The 18342-nt window shown below is 34.5% G+C and carries 16 protein-coding genes; 8 read left to right on the top strand and 8 right to left on the bottom strand.

The genetic code is table 11. The features are described from left to right. Positions 1 to 5 precede the first annotated feature (5 nt). The 6 genes from G9C87_RS20025 to recJ form a co-directional block, all read right to left on the bottom strand. Positions 6 to 716: an alpha/beta hydrolase gene (locus G9C87_RS20025; RefSeq protein ID WP_228457062.1), complete on the bottom strand. Its 711-nt coding sequence runs from the start codon at positions 714 to 716 to the stop codon at positions 6 to 8. Positions 717 to 931: 215 nt separating this feature from the next. Continuing rightward, positions 932 to 3235: a TonB-dependent receptor domain-containing protein gene (locus tag G9C87_RS20020; RefSeq protein ID WP_172284462.1), complete on the bottom strand. Its 2304-nt coding sequence runs from the start codon at positions 3233 to 3235 to the stop codon at positions 932 to 934. A 68-nt stretch (positions 3236 to 3303) separates the two neighbouring features. Continuing rightward, a complete protein-coding gene (locus tag G9C87_RS20015) occupies positions 3304 to 5559 on the bottom strand; it encodes an outer membrane beta-barrel family protein (RefSeq protein ID WP_172284460.1) in 2256 nt (751 codons plus the stop codon). Positions 5560 to 5965: 406 nt separating this feature from the next. Next, positions 5966 to 6307, bottom strand: a complete 342-nt coding sequence (locus G9C87_RS20010; RefSeq protein WP_172284458.1) for a DUF3817 domain-containing protein — start codon at positions 6305 to 6307, stop codon at positions 5966 to 5968. Between the two features lie 88 nt (positions 6308 to 6395). After that, positions 6396 to 6980, bottom strand: a complete 585-nt coding sequence (gene nadD / locus G9C87_RS20005; RefSeq protein WP_172284669.1) for a nicotinate (nicotinamide) nucleotide adenylyltransferase — start codon at positions 6978 to 6980, stop codon at positions 6396 to 6398. A gap of 57 nt (positions 6981 to 7037) precedes the next feature. Next, positions 7038 to 8750, bottom strand: a complete 1713-nt coding sequence (gene recJ, locus G9C87_RS20000) for a single-stranded-DNA-specific exonuclease RecJ (protein WP_172284456.1) — start codon at positions 8748 to 8750, stop codon at positions 7038 to 7040. Positions 8751 to 9011: 261 nt separating this feature from the next. Here recJ and G9C87_RS19995 point away from each other — a divergent pair, with 261 nt between their 5' ends. From G9C87_RS19995 to G9C87_RS19985, 3 genes are all read left to right on the top strand, one after another. Further along, a complete protein-coding gene (locus tag G9C87_RS19995; RefSeq protein ID WP_172284454.1) occupies positions 9012 to 9722 on the top strand; it encodes a ferritin-like domain-containing protein in 711 nt (236 codons plus the stop codon). A 27-nt stretch (positions 9723 to 9749) separates the two neighbouring features. Then, positions 9750 to 10568 carry a ferritin-like domain-containing protein gene (locus G9C87_RS19990; protein ID WP_172284452.1) on the top strand — a complete coding sequence of 273 codons (819 nt, stop codon included), beginning with the start codon at positions 9750 to 9752 and terminating at the stop codon, positions 10566 to 10568. 108 nt (positions 10569 to 10676) lie between these two features. Then, on the top strand, positions 10677 to 11489 hold the full coding sequence (locus G9C87_RS19985) for a M48 family metallopeptidase (protein ID WP_172284450.1): 813 nt from the start codon (positions 10677 to 10679) through the stop codon (positions 11487 to 11489). A gap of 76 nt (positions 11490 to 11565) precedes the next feature. Here G9C87_RS19985 and G9C87_RS19980 read toward each other — a convergent pair whose 3' ends face one another. Further along, a complete protein-coding gene (locus G9C87_RS19980; RefSeq protein ID WP_172284448.1) occupies positions 11566 to 13188 on the bottom strand; it encodes an ABC-F family ATP-binding cassette domain-containing protein in 1623 nt (540 codons plus the stop codon). Between the two features lie 119 nt (positions 13189 to 13307). On the opposite strand from G9C87_RS19980, the gene smpB reads away from it, so the two are divergent. The 5 genes from smpB to G9C87_RS19955 all read left to right on the top strand — a co-directional run bounded on the left by smpB (position 13308) and on the right by G9C87_RS19955 (position 18042). Continuing rightward, a complete protein-coding gene (gene smpB, locus G9C87_RS19975) occupies positions 13308 to 13766 on the top strand; it encodes an SsrA-binding protein SmpB (protein ID WP_172284446.1) in 459 nt (152 codons plus the stop codon). Positions 13767 to 13843: 77 nt separating this feature from the next. Beyond that, positions 13844 to 15352, top strand: a complete 1509-nt coding sequence (locus G9C87_RS19970) for an OmpA family protein (protein ID WP_172284436.1) — start codon at positions 13844 to 13846, stop codon at positions 15350 to 15352. A 95-nt stretch (positions 15353 to 15447) separates the two neighbouring features. Beyond that, the gene (locus G9C87_RS19965; RefSeq protein WP_172284435.1) at positions 15448 to 16188 is read left to right on the top strand and encodes a YebC/PmpR family DNA-binding transcriptional regulator; all 741 of its coding nucleotides are present in this window, start codon (positions 15448 to 15450) and stop codon (positions 16186 to 16188) included. A 58-nt stretch (positions 16189 to 16246) separates the two neighbouring features. Next, on the top strand, positions 16247 to 17074 hold the full coding sequence (locus G9C87_RS19960; RefSeq protein WP_172284434.1) for a UDP-2,3-diacylglucosamine diphosphatase: 828 nt from the start codon (positions 16247 to 16249) through the stop codon (positions 17072 to 17074). After that, positions 17071 to 18042 carry a glycosyltransferase family protein gene (locus G9C87_RS19955; protein WP_172284433.1) on the top strand — a complete coding sequence of 324 codons (972 nt, stop codon included), beginning with the start codon at positions 17071 to 17073 and terminating at the stop codon, positions 18040 to 18042. The genes G9C87_RS19960 and G9C87_RS19955 overlap by 4 nt, the downstream gene beginning before the upstream one ends. Here the strand turns inward: G9C87_RS19955 and G9C87_RS19950 are convergent. After that, positions 18031 to 18321 (bottom strand): GNAT family N-acetyltransferase, encoded by a 291-nt coding sequence (locus tag G9C87_RS19950; RefSeq protein ID WP_172284432.1) that lies wholly within the window; start codon positions 18319 to 18321, stop codon positions 18031 to 18033. The two genes, G9C87_RS19955 and G9C87_RS19950, sit on opposite strands and share 12 nt — an antisense overlap. Positions 18322 to 18342: the final 21 nt, after the last annotated feature.

Raw genomic sequence — 18342 nt, 5'->3', positions numbered from 1 at the left:
AGCGCTTATTTTTTATCAGCTTGCTTTAAAAATTGATCAATCTTTGTAATAAGAAAAGTACTGTTATATTCTTTATCCCAATCAAGGTGTCCGCCATTAAATTCAAAAGATTCGTGAAAAATATTATTCTTATTTAAAACAGAATCAAGAATTTTTTTTTGAGATACGGGGATAACCTGATCATTCTTTCCGTAATAAGATAAAGTAGGAGCTGAGGTTCTTGTAATCCAGCTAACGGGGCTCGCAAACTGTACTGTTGAGATACCAGAAGGGATCACTTTTGTATCAATCAGATGCTTTTCAACAAATGAGTAATCAAAATACCCTTTAAAACCTGCATCTGCCAGGTCTGTAGGGCCTACAATGTTAATAACTGCTTTTATCCTCTTGTTTTTATTAAATTTATAAGCATATATCATTGATAAATGAGCTCCTGCACTATTTCCAAGAAGAATAAAACGTGGTTTGTATTTAAGTGTTTTTTCCAAATGGGATAAAACACTATCAATATCATTGGTTTGATTCGGAATTCCAAACTGTGAAACTGAAGCTAATCTGTAGTTCATATTAACGAAAATGGAATTCGGGAACTTTTGCATCAGGGATAGAGTAAAGAATGTTAATTGAGATTTATTTCCACTACGCCAGCCTCCACCATGTATAATTAAAAAGACATCAGTTTTTGAATTGTAATGAGGTGGGAAATATAAATCCATTTTTTGGTCCGGACTCTCACCGTAGGAAATATTTTCCTCACTTTTAAAACATATCTTATTACCAAGACTGACTGTCTTCTTTTTGCAACTTATGCTACACAGGATTAATAATAAACTACAAAAGGATATCAGATTTTTCATATGCTCTAAGATAAAAAACTCACTGAGAAATCAGTGAGTTTGGCAAAAATAATTGATATGAAGAATGAATGTTTTTATCGGGTTCTGTTTTTAATATCATCTGAGGCGCTTTCAATATCCCTTACCTTTTTTATTTTTTGATTTCCGAAATTGTAAGTGATGCTTAAAGTCATTCCTCTTCTGTACTGATCGTTTCTGATGTAATTGTAATTTCCGTTTGGCTGATAATCTTCTATTTCTACGATATTGGTTCTTAGAACATCATTCACATTAAGAGCAAAGGTCCAGTCGTTCCAGTTTTTCTTTATACTTAAATCAAGACTCATCAGGTTTTTCAGCATTCCAAGCTCTATTTGTTGTTTGTCAATAAAGAAATAATTAACTCCTAAAAACCAGGTTTTTTTCTTATCTAGACGAATGGTGTTATTACTCGTGATTACAATGCTTGTCGATTTTACAGTATTAGTATAAACCAATGGCTTTCCGTCCTTATCAACAAAAGTGTCTCCTGTAGTTGGATCTTCAGCCAAAGAACCATTGTTGATATTGTGCTGAACACCGGCATTAAAATTCAGGGTCAAGTATTGTTTAAAGAAATTTTTCTGAATTCCTACCATGGCAGACATTTCCTGCTTGTCTCCAAAATTTGTTCTGATGTAACGCAGTACATTTTGAGTGCCTATTTTTCCATCCGCAGATTTTATAAAGCCTTGTAATGGAACCTGTGTGATCTGATCTTTAAAATAAGAGTGGTTTAAAATCAGGAAATAAGAGTTTTTATACATGTAGGTCAATTCCTGATTGTATGTTGATGAAGCTTTTACAAAGGGATTGTTTTGTGTGTAGTTAAACTCTGTAATGTAATTTCTTATCGGGTTTAATTCCCAGAAGCTTGGTCTTCTCATTCTGCTTGAAAATGAATAGGAAATATTATTCTTATCATTGATAGCATAATTGAAGCTGAGGTACGGCAGGAAATTATTATAATTTCTCTCAATTCTCTGATGTTTTTGGCTTTCAATTATATTGGTAGGACTATCCGCTGTTCCCAGGCTGTTTGTAATTTCATATCGGGCACCCACCTTTCCTGAAAATTTATCTGAAAACTTTTTTTCAAGAGTGAGATACACTCCATAGATATTTTCATCATATATAAAATGGTTGAAATCCGGTGCTGGCTGTGGATTATTGTTATAATTACCATCCTTATCTATAAACTGATATGTAAAGTTCTTTGTATCATTATCAGTTTTGGTTTTATTGAAATTTCCACCTAAAGAGAGGGTAAAGTCGTTCTTAAATTTCTGAATATAATCTACTGTACCTGAAAAATTCTTAATGACCTGCGGAGTATTTTGTGTGATTGTTTTTCCTGGTCTGGAATAACCGTTACCATTTTCATCCGGAATCATGGTGTTATTTTTTGAAAACTGAAACCTTTTGTAAATAAGATATGCAGCATTTGCATTAAATTTACTTCCAAGGGAGTCCAGTTTTAGCTCATAGTTTAAATTCACAGAGTTATTGTAGTTTCTGGAATCTTCTCTGTTTTTAGTCCATGTATGCGTTGTTTCTACCACACCCAACGAGTTTGGCTGCGTTAAGGTATTAAATAAATCGATCGTGGAGTTGTAACTTCTGTTAGCCCAGGAATTCCATGATAATGCCAGATTACTTTTTTCGGTCAGTTGATAATCAATATTCAGATAGCCACCAATATTTTTATTTGGATCATCAATATCTCCTACCGATTCATTTTTTAGCTGATCTGTACCATTTCGCAGAATATAAGATTGAGGTTGAATATTTTCTCCCCCGTTGAGATTAGCACTGATTCCTAATTTATCTTTTCTGTAATTAGCAGAAAAACTGGCCGAACTTGCATTGTATTTATTTTGGCTATTGGACATTCTCATATTCCCATTCAATCCGTCGCTCATTTTTTTCTTTAAAACGATATTGATGATTCCATCAGAGGATTCCACCTGGTATTCACTTCCGGGAACTGTAATGACTTCAATTTTCTGGATATTTTCTGCAGGAGTATTTTTAAGGAACTGCACTAGAGACTCAGAGTCCATATTGGTTTTTCGTCCGTTGATATAGATCAGTACATTATTCTTTCCTGCTATTTTTAATGTTTTATCATCTGTAGTTGATAGCAGTGGTGTTTGCTTCAAAAGATCAAATGTTGTATTTCCTTTAGCAACTGGTGAAGCAGCTACATCATATACAAAGCGGTCGCTCTGCTTTTTAAAAATCTGTTTTGTTAGAGTAACTCCTTCGATATTTTTGGTTTTTACCGAATCTGATTTTTTTTCCTGGGCGAGTGCTAATCCGCTGAAAAATAAGGCTGCGATGAGTAGTGGCGTTTTCATGAAATTTATTTTTTTGTGGAGCTTTGGACTCTTATGTATTTGATCTAAAGCTGTAATAGGTTAGTTAATTAAGTTCTTGATTTTACAGCATCATTTGCTGATTTTATTTCCCTTGCTTTTTGCAGTTTCTGGTTTCCGAAGTTATAAGTGACCCCGATATTCAATATTCTTGGATAACCAAAATTGGTCACATTATTATAGCTGCCATTAGGCTGGACACCATTGATTTTATTGAAGTTTTGGTTAAACACATCATATAATTCTGCTACAAAAGTCCAGTTACCCATGATCTTTTTGACACTCAGGTCGAGACTTTGTCTGATACCCATTTCTCCGATTTCCATTTTACTTTTGCTTGCAAAGAAATAATTGATTCCCAGGAACCAGTCTTTTTTGGCAGATAAGCGGATGGTATTATTAAACTGTGCTGAAAAATTGAAATTTTTCACATCAACGATATACGGGGCAAGAACTTCTGTTTGTCCTGGTATTTGAACAGATGTTGGATCTTCACTTACTGTCCCTGAATACATTACATAAGCTAAATTGACAGAGTAATTGGTTGTCCAGATTTCTTTGATCCATGATTTATTCATTCCCAGAGTGAGACCCAGCTGTTTGTTATTTCCATAATTCGTTCTGATATATCTTAGGAATTTAGTCGTAACCATTTTAGGATTTCCATTTTCATCCAGAATGATCTGACCATTTTTGTCCTTTTCCGGTTTGGTGACTGTTCCTTGTAATGGCACCTGATTCGAAGCATCCTCTACATAGTTAAAGCTTAAATTTGCGTAAAATGCATTCTTAAACATATAGTTAATTTCCTGATTGTAATGTTTAGAAGCTAATACAAAAGGATTATTCTGAGTATAATTATCCGGTGTAAAGTAAGTTCTTGATGGATTCAGTTCCCAGAATCTTGGTCTTCTGATCCGGCTTGAGAAAGTGTAGCTTATGTTATTATCTGCATTAATTGCATAGTTGATATTAACATACGGCAACAGGTTGTTATAATTTCTGTCGAAGCTGGTTTTTCCCAGAATCTCTCCGCTGCTTTTAGTCATTTCATAACGGGTTCCTATTTTACTGGACAATTTTTCGTTTAATTTCCTTTCATAAGTGATATATGCTCCTAAGATGTTTTCCTTGTAAATAAAATAATTTGTTTGATCGTAGTCATTTACAAAACCATTAGCAGTATAGATATCCTGTCTTGTATCATTATCTGTTTTCGTATTGTTATAGCTTACTCCCATCAACCATGAATCTCCAGATTTTGTTTTTTTAAGGTAGTCGATATTAGCAGCATAATTATTGATGATTTGGGGAACCCATTGTTTAAACGCTCCATATTTGTTATCCTTGTCAGTTACAAATGGGAAGGTTTCGTTAATACTGTATTTATCCCTGTTAAACCACAAATATGAAATATTGGAAGTCAGTTTACTACCTAATGTATCCGTTTTTATTTCATAATTTAAATTGAAAGAATGGTTTCTTCTTTGTGCGTCTTCATCATTTACGGTTCTGTTTTTTAAAACTCCGTTCTGAATATTTGTGATATCTAAGATTGAGTTAAAGCTCTTGTTGTACCTCATATTATAAGTGAAGCTGAGGTTCTGTTTTTTATCGATTTCATAATCAATATTTACGCTTCCGCCAAAATTTTTATTTGGATCATCATTAAAACCAAAAGATTCATTTTTAAATGTAGAATCTCCGTTAGATAATCTGTATTTTTCTCTTTCTGTCCAGCTTCCTGTATTGAAATTGGAGTTTACAGCAAATTTATTCTGTCTGAAATTAAAAGAAACTCCGGCTGAAGGATTGTTATAATAACTTTGTTCATTTTGCATTTTCAAAGTTCCATTATAACCATTATTCCTCTTCTTTTTCATCACAATATTGATAACTCCCTCGTTGGATTCAACCTGAAATTCACTGCCAGGGACTGTAATTACCTCAATTTTCTGAATATCCTCTGAAGGCGTATTTTTTAGCATTTCAATTAATGATTCAGAATCCATGTTGGTCTTTTTATTATTGATGTAGATAACAACTTCTGACTTTCCCATAATTTTTAATGATTTTCCGTCAATGCTGGAAACCATAGGAGTTTGTTTTAGCAGATTGAAAGAGTTGGTTCCTTTCGCAATAGGGGATGATGCAACATCATAAATAAAACGGTCGCTTTGTTTTCTAAAGACCTGTTTCTTTAAAGTTATACCCTCTATATTTTTAGTTTTTAAAGTATCAGATTTTTGTTGGGCAAAAATAAATCCGCTGAAAAATAAAGCTGAAATGAGAAGTGGCGTTTTCATGATTTTATTTTTAGTTTGTTAATAGCTTGTATTTGTTATTATTTAACATTACAAAGATATATAATAAATTTAGTATTATGCAATACAAAGTACTTAAAATGTTTTTGACTTATTATTAACTTGTTGATTTTCAGGATATAAATTTTAAATTAAAAATTTTACAGATTAAGATTGTTTCAATTATTTAGACAACTTAAGTTCTAAAGTTGTTACATCATAATCGGCAATTAGGAAAAATTAACATAAAAGAGACTAAAAAAAGTTTCTGTCTCAGTTATATTTCGATGTTGATTATTGCTCAATTAAAAGTGATGTGATAGATATGTACAGGAATGCAATGTAGATAAATAAAAAAAGGACTGATAAGTCCTTTTTTAATATATTGTATATTCAGTGGAGAACCGATTTATTCTCTGTCGAAACGGGCTAATTTTTTGTCCACCCATATTGTGGCAAATGGGAAAAATGCCGAGAGGAGAGCAAAAACAAAATCTTCGTCATCCCATTTGAATATTTTTCTCACCGGAAGACAAAGTAAAAGATATATAGTAAAAAAAAGACCATGAATGTTTCCGATGACAATAATAAAAATTGTGGGAAGCAATCCTTCGTCATCATATCTCTTCCAGATCATGGCAACCCCATAAAGTAAAAAACAGGAAACTGCTTCAGCTACACAGATTTGCTTGAACCATTTAATGATTTTTTCCTGGGGATATTTTGAGAAAAATTTTTCGATGAAATTCATTTATTTACTTATAAATTGAGAATTAAAAGTTAAGAGTTCCTCTTTACCTTCTAGATAGTTTTCAGTATCTGATTTCTACTCCGCAAAATTACTTATAAAAACTACTACCATCCAAATATTCAAAAACCTCAGGAGGGAGCATAGGACGCACATTTTTACCTTCCTTGATCATATGGCGAATTTCTGTTGCAGAAATTTCAATGATAGGGGCTTTGATAAAAGAAATATTTTCGTGTTGTACATACTCAGAATCTTTTTTCTCGCCTTCAAAAATTCGTGGATAAACAATAATATGGTGATTCTTTAATAAAGTTTCGGAATTTTTCCATTTATGGAGGCCCTCCAAATTGTCCTCTCCCATAATCAAGCTGAATGAATGATCAGGGTATTTTTCATTGAGATACGTCAGAGTGTCAATAGTATAACTTGGCCTGGGTAAAGAAAACTCCACATTGGAAGCCCTCATGTTCGGGTAATTTTTAATAGCTGCCTGCACCATATCCAGTCGATTATGATCTTTAAGCAATGATTTTTTATCCTTAAAAGGATTTTGAGGACTTACAACAAACCATAATTCTTCCATATTTGAATTTTCCAGAATATAATTCGCAAGAATAAGATGTCCAATATGTATAGGATTGAAAGATCCGAAGAATAAACCGATTTTTTTCATTTTCATTTGCAGGTGTATATGAGATGCAAAGTATAGTGTTAAAGTTGTATTTTATCCTTAGTCCCTAAACTTCACATCCTTTATATTCAGGTAGTGTGTTACATTTCCTTTCCAGTGATTTTCTTCCAGAGTAAATGCGAGATCGAAATGCTTATTTCTGAAGTCTTCAGAAAATTGCCCCAATTTAAAACCAACGCATTCTATATTTCTACCGGTGGATTCCTGTTTAATATAAAATTTCACGTGGTTATTATCTTTCCCCATTGTTTTTATATAACCGGATAATTTCTGGTTCCTTAAAGTGAGGATGGGTTTCATATTATGTGGACCAAAGGGTGCCAGTTTTCTATGGAAATTTATAAACTCGCGGTTGATATCATCAATTTCTATTTCAGAATCTATAATGATCGATGATTCTTTCTGGTGTTCCTGAATCTTTTCAGCGACCACCTTTTCGAATTTTTCCTTAAAGGCCTCGAATTTTGATTTTTCCATTGAAAGTCCAGCCGCAGCATGATGTCCTCCAAATTTCAAAAAGTACTCTGAGCACATATCCAACGCCTCATGAACATCGAAATCAGAAACTGATCTTGCGGAAGCAACCATTTCTCCGTTGTTACCATCTGTAAAAACCAAAGTGGGTTTATAATAAGTCTCAATGAGTCTGGATGCCACGATTCCGATAACACCTTTATTCCACTCAGGATGGTAAACAATCGTTGTCAGGTTGGTTTCCTGTTGCGATTCAATGATTTGATTAAGTGCCGAAAGCGTCGAATTCATATCGAGTTCCCGTCTTTCATCATTAAGTCCCATAATGTCACTTACAATCTGATGCGCATGTTTCAGATTATCTGAAACCATAAGTTCTACAGCTGCTTTTCCATGAGAAATTCTACCGGCAGCATTGATCTTTGGAGCAATTTCAAAAACAATGTTTGAAATTTCAAAATGGGAAAGTTTATCTTCGGGAATTAAGAGTCTTAATCCTAAATTTCTTGTTTTTCGAAGGGTTTTTAAACCCATTTTGGCCAGAACCCTGTTTTCTCCGGTCATTGAGACAATATCTGCAGCAATAGAAATTGCAAGCAAATCGGTTAATTCAAACAGCTCCGAATCCGGTATTTTATAAATTGTATTTAAACCCTGGCATAATTTAAAGCCAACTCCGCACCCTGAAAGCTCTTTGAAAGGATATCTGCAATCACTTCTTTTAGGATCTAATACGGCAACTGCATTAGGAATTTCTTCTCCTGGTAAGTGGTGGTCACAAATAATAAAATCAACGCCTAAATTCTGCGCATAATTAATCATATCAATTGCTTTGATCCCACAGTCCAGAGCTATAATCAAAGAAAATCCATTCTCCTTTGCAAAATCTATCCCTTCTGTTGAAATACCGTATCCCTCAGAGTTTCTGTCCGGAATATAATAATCAAGATATTTTTTCTGAACTATTTTGCTGAGGTATAAATACATCAGCGCAACAGCAGTTGTTCCATCTACATCATAATCTCCATAAACCAATATTTTTTCACCATTCTCAATAGCTGTTGCAATACGCTCTACAGCCTTTTGCATATCAGCCATTAAAAACGGACTATGTATATCAGTGAGATTGGGCTTAAAAAATTCTCTTGCCTTTTGATAATTGTCAATTCCTCTAAGAACGAGAAGTTTAGATTCAAAAGTTCCGAAACCAAGTGACGAACTTAATCTGTCTACAACTTCCTCATCGGGTTCAGGTCTGTAAATCCATTTTTGACTCATTTCACAAAAATAGGGAAAATATATTTTAAAAAGGAATGATGAACTGTTAATATAATAATATAAAACAAAGATTTTAAGTGACGTTAAAGACCTTTCAATTCTGATTTGTTATTAATATTTATCGAGTCGCTTTTTAGATGTTCGATAGGTTATTTGGAAAAGTTTTAGAGAAAAGTTAACATTTTTTTGATTTTGTAAATCCAAAGATAATTGATTGTCGTAAATGATATTAAATAACTAAACACTTTAAAAATTAATATTATGAAAAAGACGATTAATGTTTCTAGCCAGGGTGCCACACTGGATACCGGTAGAAGAAATTTCTTAAAACTCGGCGGCATTGGACTTGCCATGGCAGGTCTTGCATTAGTAGGCTGTGATGATAATGATGATTTTCAAATGACAGACGACCAGGTATTCGACCTTGGTAAAGGCGATGTCGGGGTATTGAATTATGCTTATGCTCTTGAGCAGCTCGAAGCAGATTTCTATACTAAAGTTGTTAACAGTTTTTATTCAGGTATTTCAACCATTGAAAAAGAATTATTTACTGACCTCTATCATCACGAATTAATCCATCGGGATTTCTTTAAAGCTGCAATATCAGGAGTTACTGCTAATGTACTGCCAAAGCTTGAATTTCAATATCCGGGTGTGAATTTTAATAACAGAAGTTCAGTATTAGCTACTGCTAAGGCTTTGGAAGATACAGGTGTTGCTGCGTATAATGCAGCAGGAAAGTATATTACGGATCCTAACTATTTAGTAATTGCAGGGAAAATAGTTTCTGTGGAAGCAAGACATGCTTCTGCGATCAGAAATCTTATCAATCCCGGATCTGCTGATTTTTCAGGGGATGATGTAATTGATGCCAATGGATTGGATGTGGCAAAAGAGCCAAAAGATGTTGTAATGGCTGCAGGAGGATTTATAAAGACACCTTTTACCTGGAAAGAAAGAGGCATTAACTAAATTATTTACTTTTAAAAACGTACTATTATGAACATTCTTAAATTACTAGATAGATTTTCTGATGATAAATTCTTTACAACAGAAGCATCAAGATTAGAGACCATTACAAATCTTTCAGCATTTGGAAAAAAAGCAGCTATTGCTTCGGTTCCTCTGGGCTTAGGAGTCGCAATGTCAACTCCGGCGAAAGCTGAAAACCGAAATACAACACCAGTTACAGGAAGCTTTTTAAAAAGTGCTTTAACCGATGCGTTACAACTGGCCCTGACGCTGGAATACTTAGAAAATGAATATTACAGTATTGGACTATCTACAGCAAGTTTAATTCCTAATGCTGACCGTACCGTTTTTATGCAAATTTCTAAACATGAGTCTGCACATGTTGGTTTCTTGAAAAGTACATTGACCTCTTTGGGAGTTACACCCGCATCGAAACCTACTTTTGACTTTACGGCGGGAGGTAATTTTACTCCGTTTACAGATTATAATCAGTTTCTTGTTCTGGCGCAAGCCTTTGAAGATACGGGTGTTAGAGCCTATAAGGGACAGGCAGGAAATGTAATGTCTAATAAAGTAGTATTACAGGCTGCTTTACAAATTCACTCTGTAGAAGCCAGACATGCTTCGCAAGTAAGAAGAATGAGAGGAAATAAAGGATGGATTGAACTGGCCAACGGAGGAAATATGCCGTCTGCAACAAACCCTGTGTACGCGGGTGAGGATAATACAAATCAAGCCGGATACAATACTTCAACTGCATTTGGAGCTGCAGCAGGTTCTGCTGCTTACGATGAAATTTTAAGTGGTAGTGATGCAACAGCAATTGCATCTTTATTTATTGTGTAGGTGATTTCTTAATATTAGGTGTGGATCCTTTTCTGAAATTTTTCAGAAAAGGATTTTTTTTGTTGAAAAAATCCTATATTCGCGGGCCAAAAGGAAAATAAAATTAATATGAAAAGAATTGTTTTAAGCATATGCTTACTGGGAGCTGTTCACGCATTTCAGGGACAAAAAATTAGCTTAGGAAAAATTACAGATGTTGCTTCTAAAGGAGCGAAGGTACTCACTTTTACAAATGAGGATGCTGTAAAGTTATCTAAAGAATCTGTGGAATGGATGGATAAAAATAACCCTGTGGCCGGCCCTAAAGACCCATACACCATCAGACTGAATAAACTTTTCGGTAAACATAAATCACAAGATGGACTTAATCTTAATTACAAAGTGTATAAAGTAAAAGATATTAATGCTTTTGCCTGTGCAGACGGAAGCGTTCGCGTGTTTTCCTCATTAATGGATATAATGACAGATGATGAACTGCTGGCAGTAATCGGACATGAAATCGGTCATGTTAAAAATCAGGATACTAAAGACGCTATTAAATCTGCTTATTTAAAGGCTGCGGCATTAGATGCTGCATCTTCAGCATCCTCTGCGGTAGCCACATTAAATGACAGTCAGATAGGTAAGATGGCTAATGCATTTATGGATGCTTCACACAGTAAAAAACAGGAATCTGAAGCAGATGTATACTCATACGATTTTATGAAAACGAATAAGTATAATGTCGTAGCAGAATATACAGCATTTAAAAAGTTGGCTTTGCTTTCCGAAGGAAGTACACAATCCGGTTTTCAAAAAATGTTTAATTCCCATCCCGATAGTGAAAAGCGCGCTCAGAATATTAAGAAAAGAGCAGAAAAGGATGGTCTATGGAAAGATCCTGGAACTGTCACGTTACCAACAACAAAACTTACTAAATAGTAAATACTTGAAAATAAATAAAAAATCCTCAAATAAATTGAGGATTTTTTATTTATTTTCAAGTTGTCTTGATCAATTAAGAATACATTTTTTCTCTTAATTCTTTTACTTTTTTATCCGCAAGATAATCATCATAACTCATCTCTCTATCGATAATTCCGTTAGGAGTTAACTCAATGATTCTGTTACAGACTGTTTGAAGCATTTCGTGGTCATGAGACGCCAGTAAAAGATTTCCTTTGAAATTAGATAAAGAGTTGTTTAGTGTTGTGATACTTTCCAGATCTAAGTGGTTGGTAGGTTCATCTAACAATAGAATATTGGCTTTCTGAAGCATCATTCTACTGAACATACATCTCATTTTCTCACCTCCTGAAAGCACTTTACAAGATTTCAAAGCTTCGTCACCGGAGAATAGCATTCTTCCAAGGAATCCTCTTACAAATTCTTCATGGCGTTCCTCATCATTTTTAGTGAACTGTCTTAACCAGTCAACTAAGTTGATGTCTTCCTGGAAAAAGTCAGTATTATCGAGAGGCATATAAGATTGAGAAGTAGTAATTCCCCAATTGAATGTTCCTTTGTCTGGTTGTGATTCCCCAGCCAATACCTGGAAAAACTCAGTTATAGCCAATGAATTTTTTGAAAGAACTGCAACTTTATCACCTTTTTTAAGGTTTAAGTTAATATCAGAAAAAAGAAGTTCCCCATCTTTAGATTTTTCAAGTCCTTTTACTTCAAGAATCTGATCTCCGGCTTCTCGTTCCATTTCAAAAATAATTGCAGGATATCTTCTGGAAGAAGGTTTGATATCATCAATATTCAGTTTGTCGATCATTTTCTTTCTTGCTGTAGCTTGTTTTGCTTTTGCTACGTTTGAACTGAATCTTGCGATGAAATCCTGAAGCTCCTTCTTCTTTTCCTCTGCTTTTTTATTTGCCTGAGCTCTCTGTCTTGTTGCCAACTGAGACGCCTGATACCAGAAAGAATAGTTACCGGTATAAAGATTAAGTTTTGCATAGTCTAAATCTCCGATGTGCGTACATACGGTGTCTAAGAAGTGACGGTCGTGAGAAACAACAATAACGGTGTTTTCATAATCAGCCAGGAAATTTTCAAGCCATGCGATAGTGTCGATGTCAAGGTCATTGGTAGGCTCATCGAGAATTAAAACATCAGGATTTCCAAATAATGCCTGAGCTAAAAGAACTTTTACTTTGTCTTTGTTTTCTAGTTCACTCATCATCTGCCAATGCATATCATCCTTGATTCCTACGTTAGAAAGCATTGTTTGCGCATCAGATTCTGAATTCCATCCTCCCATTTCATCATAGATAACACCAAGCTCTCCAGCTTTAATACCATCTTCATCAGAGAAATCTTCTTTTGCGTATAACGCATCCATTTCCGCTTTTATCTCGAATAACTTTTTGTTACCTCTTAATACTGTTTCAAGGACATTATATTGGTCGTATGCAAAGTGATCCTGCTCTAAAACAGACATTCTTTTTCCAGGCTCTAATGATACACTTCCTGTGGTTGGGTCTTGTTTTCCGGTTAATATTTTAAGGAATGTTGATTTTCCTGCACCATTAGCTCCGATAATCCCATAACAATTTCCTTTAGTAAACATAATGTTTACCTCGTCAAAAAGAACTCTTTTCCCGAATTGTAAAGATAAGTTAGATACTGTTAACATATAGTTTTGTAAATTTGGCGCAAAAATACGAAAAGAATTTGGGTAATTTATAATAATGTAATAGTCAAGTTTTTAAATGAAAGGTATTTTTGTATATTTCATAAAGAAATTTTAATATAATGAAGATCGAGAAAACAGTTAACATATTAAACAGAAGAGCCCGTTTTGAATACGAAATCATTGAAGAAATTGAAGCTGGAATGGTTTTAACAGGCACAGAGATAAAATCTTTACGTTCTTCAAAAGCATCTATCGCAGAATCCTTCTGTCAGTTTATTGATGGGGAATTGTACATCATTAACATGATGATTGATGAGTACAAATTAGGCACTTTTTACAATCATAAAACAAAAAGGGAACGGAAATTGCTCTTGCACAAAAAAGAATTACAAAAATTCGAGAAAAAGTTAAAAGATGCAGGGAACACAATTATACCTTTGAAGTTGTATATTACGGATAAGGGAAAAGCTAAGGTCTTAATAGCCCTTGCAAGAGGGAAAAAGCTTTTTGATAAAAGGGAAGCGATAAAAGATAGAGAAAATAAACGAACCCTGGATAGAATATTAAAGAAAAGTTAAAAATCATTCAAAAAACTTTGTATATAAAGAAAAATTATATTTATTTTGCAATATCAATTATTTAATCATTTAATTCTATGAAAAATCTAAAATTAGGAATTTCAGCATTGGCACTTACTGTTGCTTCTACTGTATTCGCACAGACTACCAACAATCCGTGGATGATCGGAGTTGGTGCTCATGCGGAAAATCATACAGCTCAGAGAAACAACTTCAGTAATACTTTTGCTGCAAGAAATTTAACAAAGACTTTGTTCAATATGAACAACTTCTCTATTACGCCTCCATTATCTAAACTTACTGTAGCAAGAAATATCGGTAAAGGTTTAGTAATCGACTGGCAGACTTCAGTAGGGAACGTTGACAATAAGAGATTCAACAGCGGGAAAGAATTTTTCCTAATGACTGGTCTTGGTTTCCAAGCTAAGGCAGCGGGTCTTTTATGGAACGAGGAGTCTTGGTTTGATCCATACTTAAGAGTAGGTGCGAACTATTTAAGACATGATTATACTGCATTAACTTTCCCAAGAACTGACGCTAACGGTTATGTTATCAGTAACGGGGATAACGGTAATGAAAACGGTAAAGCTAACTTCTTTACAGTTTCTACTGGTGCTGGTATCAACTTCTGGGTAACTAAAAACTTCGGTTTAGGTGTTCAAGGAGATTATGTTTCAACTCCAGGTGATAAATCTACAGTTGCAAACTTCTGGCAAGCTTCTGCATCTTTGAACTTTAGATTTGGTAACAGAGATAGAGATAAAGATGGTATCTTAGATAAAGACGATCTTTGTCCTGATACTCCAGGTTTACCAGAATTCCAAGGATGTCCTGATACTGACGGTGATGGAGTTCCAGATAAAGACGATCAATGTCCAGATGTAGCAGGACCAGTTGAAAACAACGGTTGTCCTTGGCCAGATACAGATGGTGACGGTGTTATCGACAAAGATGATGCTTGTCCTACAGTAGCAGGTCCAGCTGAAAACAACGGTTGTCCTTGGCCAGATACAGATGGTGACGGTATCCTTGATAAAGATGATGCTTGTCCTACAGTTCCTGGATTACCAGAATACAACGGATGTCCTAAGCCTAAAAAACAAACTGCAACTGAAGTAGAAAACGAATTCAGAAATGTTTATTTCGATTTCAACAAGTCTTCAATCAAAGCTGAGTCTAAGCCAGCGTTAGATAGAGCAGCTGATATCATTAAGAAAGATGGAGGTCACTATCTATTAGAAGGAAGAACAGATGCTAAAGGTTCTGAAGTTTACAACTTGAAATTATCTAGAGAAAGAGCTGCTTCTGTAGTTGCTGCTTTAGATGCAAGAGGAGTAGATGCTAACGCACTTAAATCTGTAGGTGTTGGTAAAGCTAAAGCTACAGTTCCTGCAACAGCTTCTGATGCTGAAAGACAAGCTGATAGAAAAGTAGTTGTAACTGCTATCGAAGATGATGCTCAATGGAATTCAATCGCTAAGAAAGATTACGCTGATGCACCTGCTAAGAAAGCAGTAGCTAAGAAAAAATCTACAGCTAAGAAAAAAGCTCCAGCTAAAAAAGCTGCTGCTAAAAAGAAAAAATAATTAATTTTTCTAAATAATTAATACCTCCAAATTTTTTGGAGGTATTTTTTTTTCGTTGACTTTTAAGTAATTTTGTTCAAAATTTAAAAATAAAAATGGGAAGAGCGTTTGAATATAGAAAAGCTTCGAAAATGGCGCGTTGGGATAAAATGGCCAAGACTTTCTCTAAAATTGGTAAAGATATAGCGTTAGCAGTAAAAGCAGGTGGAGCAGACCCGGAATCAAATCCGGCGTTAAGAAGATGCATCCAGAATGCCAAAGGTGCAAATATGCCGAAAGATAACGTGGAAAGAGCAATCAAAAAAGCAAGTGGAGCTGATGCTGAAAACTATGAAGAGGTAACATACGAAGGGTATGGACAAGGAGGAGTTGCTTTCTTTGTAGAATGTACTACAAATAATACGACAAGAACGGTAGCGAATGTAAGAGCTGTCTTTAATAAATTTGATGGTAACCTGGGGAAAAACGGGGAACTTGCCTTTATCTTCGATAGAAAAGGGATCTTTTACATCGATCCAAGCCAGGTAAAAATGGATTGGGATGAATTTGAAATGGAGATGATTGATGGTGGCGCAGAAGATATTGATAAAGATGATGAAGAAATAATGATCACTACTGCATTTGAAGATTTCGGTTCTTTATCTCATAAATTAGATGAACTAAAAATTGAAGTTAAAAGCGCAGAGCTTCAAAGAATTCCAAACAATACAAAAGAAGTTACTGAAGAGCAGTTTAAAGCCAATATGAAAATGCTTGATCGCTTTGAGGAAGATGATGATGTACAAAATGTTTATCATAACATGGAAATTACAGAGGAGCTCATGAACTCTTTGTAAAAAAATAATATAACATTCATATACAGTTAACTTTCAATTAGTTTCTTTGCATAAAACTATGAAAAGAAACGTTGAATTAGTTGTTATTTCGGATGTGCATTTGGGAACTTATGGATGTAAGGCTAAAGAATTGTTAAGATATCTGAATTCTATTCAACCGAAAATTCTGGTTTTGAATGGTGATATCATTGACATCTGGCAATTCAAAAAGTCTTACTTCCCTAAACCTCATTTGAAGGTAATTAAAAAGATTCTCTCATTTGCAACAAAAAATACCAAGGTATATTACATTACCGGAAATCATGACGAGATGTTCCGAAAGTTTACCGATTTCGAATTAGGTAAACTTAAAGTCTGCAACAAAATCTGTCTTGATATTGATAAAAAGAAAACATGGATCTTTCATGGTGATGTATTTGATGCATCTGTTCAACATTCTAAATGGATCGCAAAACTAGGCGGAAAAGGATATGATTTGCTAATCATGATCAATAACGTCGTTAATTGGATCCTGGAAAAAATGGGTAGGGAAAAATACTCATTCTCCAAAAAAATCAAAAATAACGTAAAAAAGGCGGTAAAGTATATTGGTGACTTTGAACTTACGGCTTCTGAACTTGCAATAGATAATCATTACGACTATGTTATATGCGGTCACATCCATCAGCCTCAAATTCGTAAAGTTACCAATAAAAAAGGCGCTTGCACTTATCTTAATTCCGGAGACTGGATAGAGAACTTATCAGCTTTGGAGTACCATGATAAAGAATGGAAGATCTTTTACTATGATGAGCATAAACATCTGCTGCAGGATGATGAAACAGAGGAAATTCAGGATCTTGATACCAACGAACTTCTTAAAATTGTAACTAACTTTTCTGAATGAAAATCTTATATGCGTTTCAAGGCACAGGTAACGGACATGTTGCAAGGGCTCAGGAGATCATTCCTATATTAAAAAAATATGCTTCGGTTGATACTTTAATCAGTGGTCATCAATCGCAATTAAAGGCTGATTTTGACATTAACTTTCAATATAAAGGGATTTCCTTACTCTATAACAAAACAGGTGGTTTATCCTATCGAAAAACATTTACTGAAAATAAATTTATTGAGGCGGTAAAAACAATCAATGATCTGGAACTAAAGCAGTACGATCTCATCATTAATGACTATGAACCGTTAACGGGGTGGGCAAGCAAGCTAAAGAATCTTCCGATGATTGAGCTTAGTCATCAGGCTTCGATGAGTTTTGCTGAAACTCCAAAACCTAAAAAAAGAGATTTCCTGGGTGAACTTATCTTGAAGTATTATGTACCCAGTGAAAGAAGGATTGGTTTTCATTTTGAAAATTATCATCCACAAATAAAGAAGCCGGTCATAAGACATAAAATACGAAATCTTAATCCTGATAAAAAAGGATACTACCTGGTTTATTTACCAAGCTTTTCTGATGAAAATATTATTAAAGTATTAAAACAAATTCCTGTGCAGTGGAAGGTTTTTTCCAAGTACAGTAAAGTGAGGCTTAAAATAAAAAATGTTGAAATATTCCCCATCGATGAAAAGGAATACCTGACCTGTTTTGAAAATTGTGATGGTATCTTATGTAATGCAGGTTTTGAAGCTCCGGCTGAAGCTCTCTTTATGGATAAAAAGTTGTTTGTTATTCCAATTCATAATCAATATGAGCAGGAGTGCAATGCCTGTGCTCTGGATAAGATGGGAATTCCCAATTCTAAAGTATTAAAGCTTGGGGAAATAATGGAATGGGTAGCTTCAGATCATCACATTAAAGTAGATTACCCTGATGATATTGAACAAATACTGTTAAACGAGGTTTTAATTCTTTAAAAAAATATCATCTACATCATTCATTCTCATCATTACTGATCTGGCATAAGAACAATGAGGATACACTTTCCAATTGTTTTCCCTTGCGAATCTGATGGCCTCTTCTACGAGGTATTTTCCCATTCCTCTGCCCTCAAATTCAGGATGCACTAAAACAAAGGATATAATGAATTTGTTTTCTTCCGGGAAGATGGTGTAGGTCAGTCTGCCAATTTCTGTAAGTTCATTGTTTAGTGTAAGAACTCCTCCGTTTCCGGATTTATTGTTTTCAAATTTCATAATTAAAAGCTTAGTATTGTA

The organism is Chryseobacterium sp. LAM-KRS1, assembly GCF_013184525.1.
In the GTDB taxonomy this organism is placed as follows: Bacteria; Bacteroidota; Bacteroidia; order Flavobacteriales; family Weeksellaceae; genus Chryseobacterium; species Chryseobacterium proteolyticum.
Note: the sequence above shows the minus strand (reverse complement) of the source record. Positions and strands in the feature narration are given on the sequence as shown.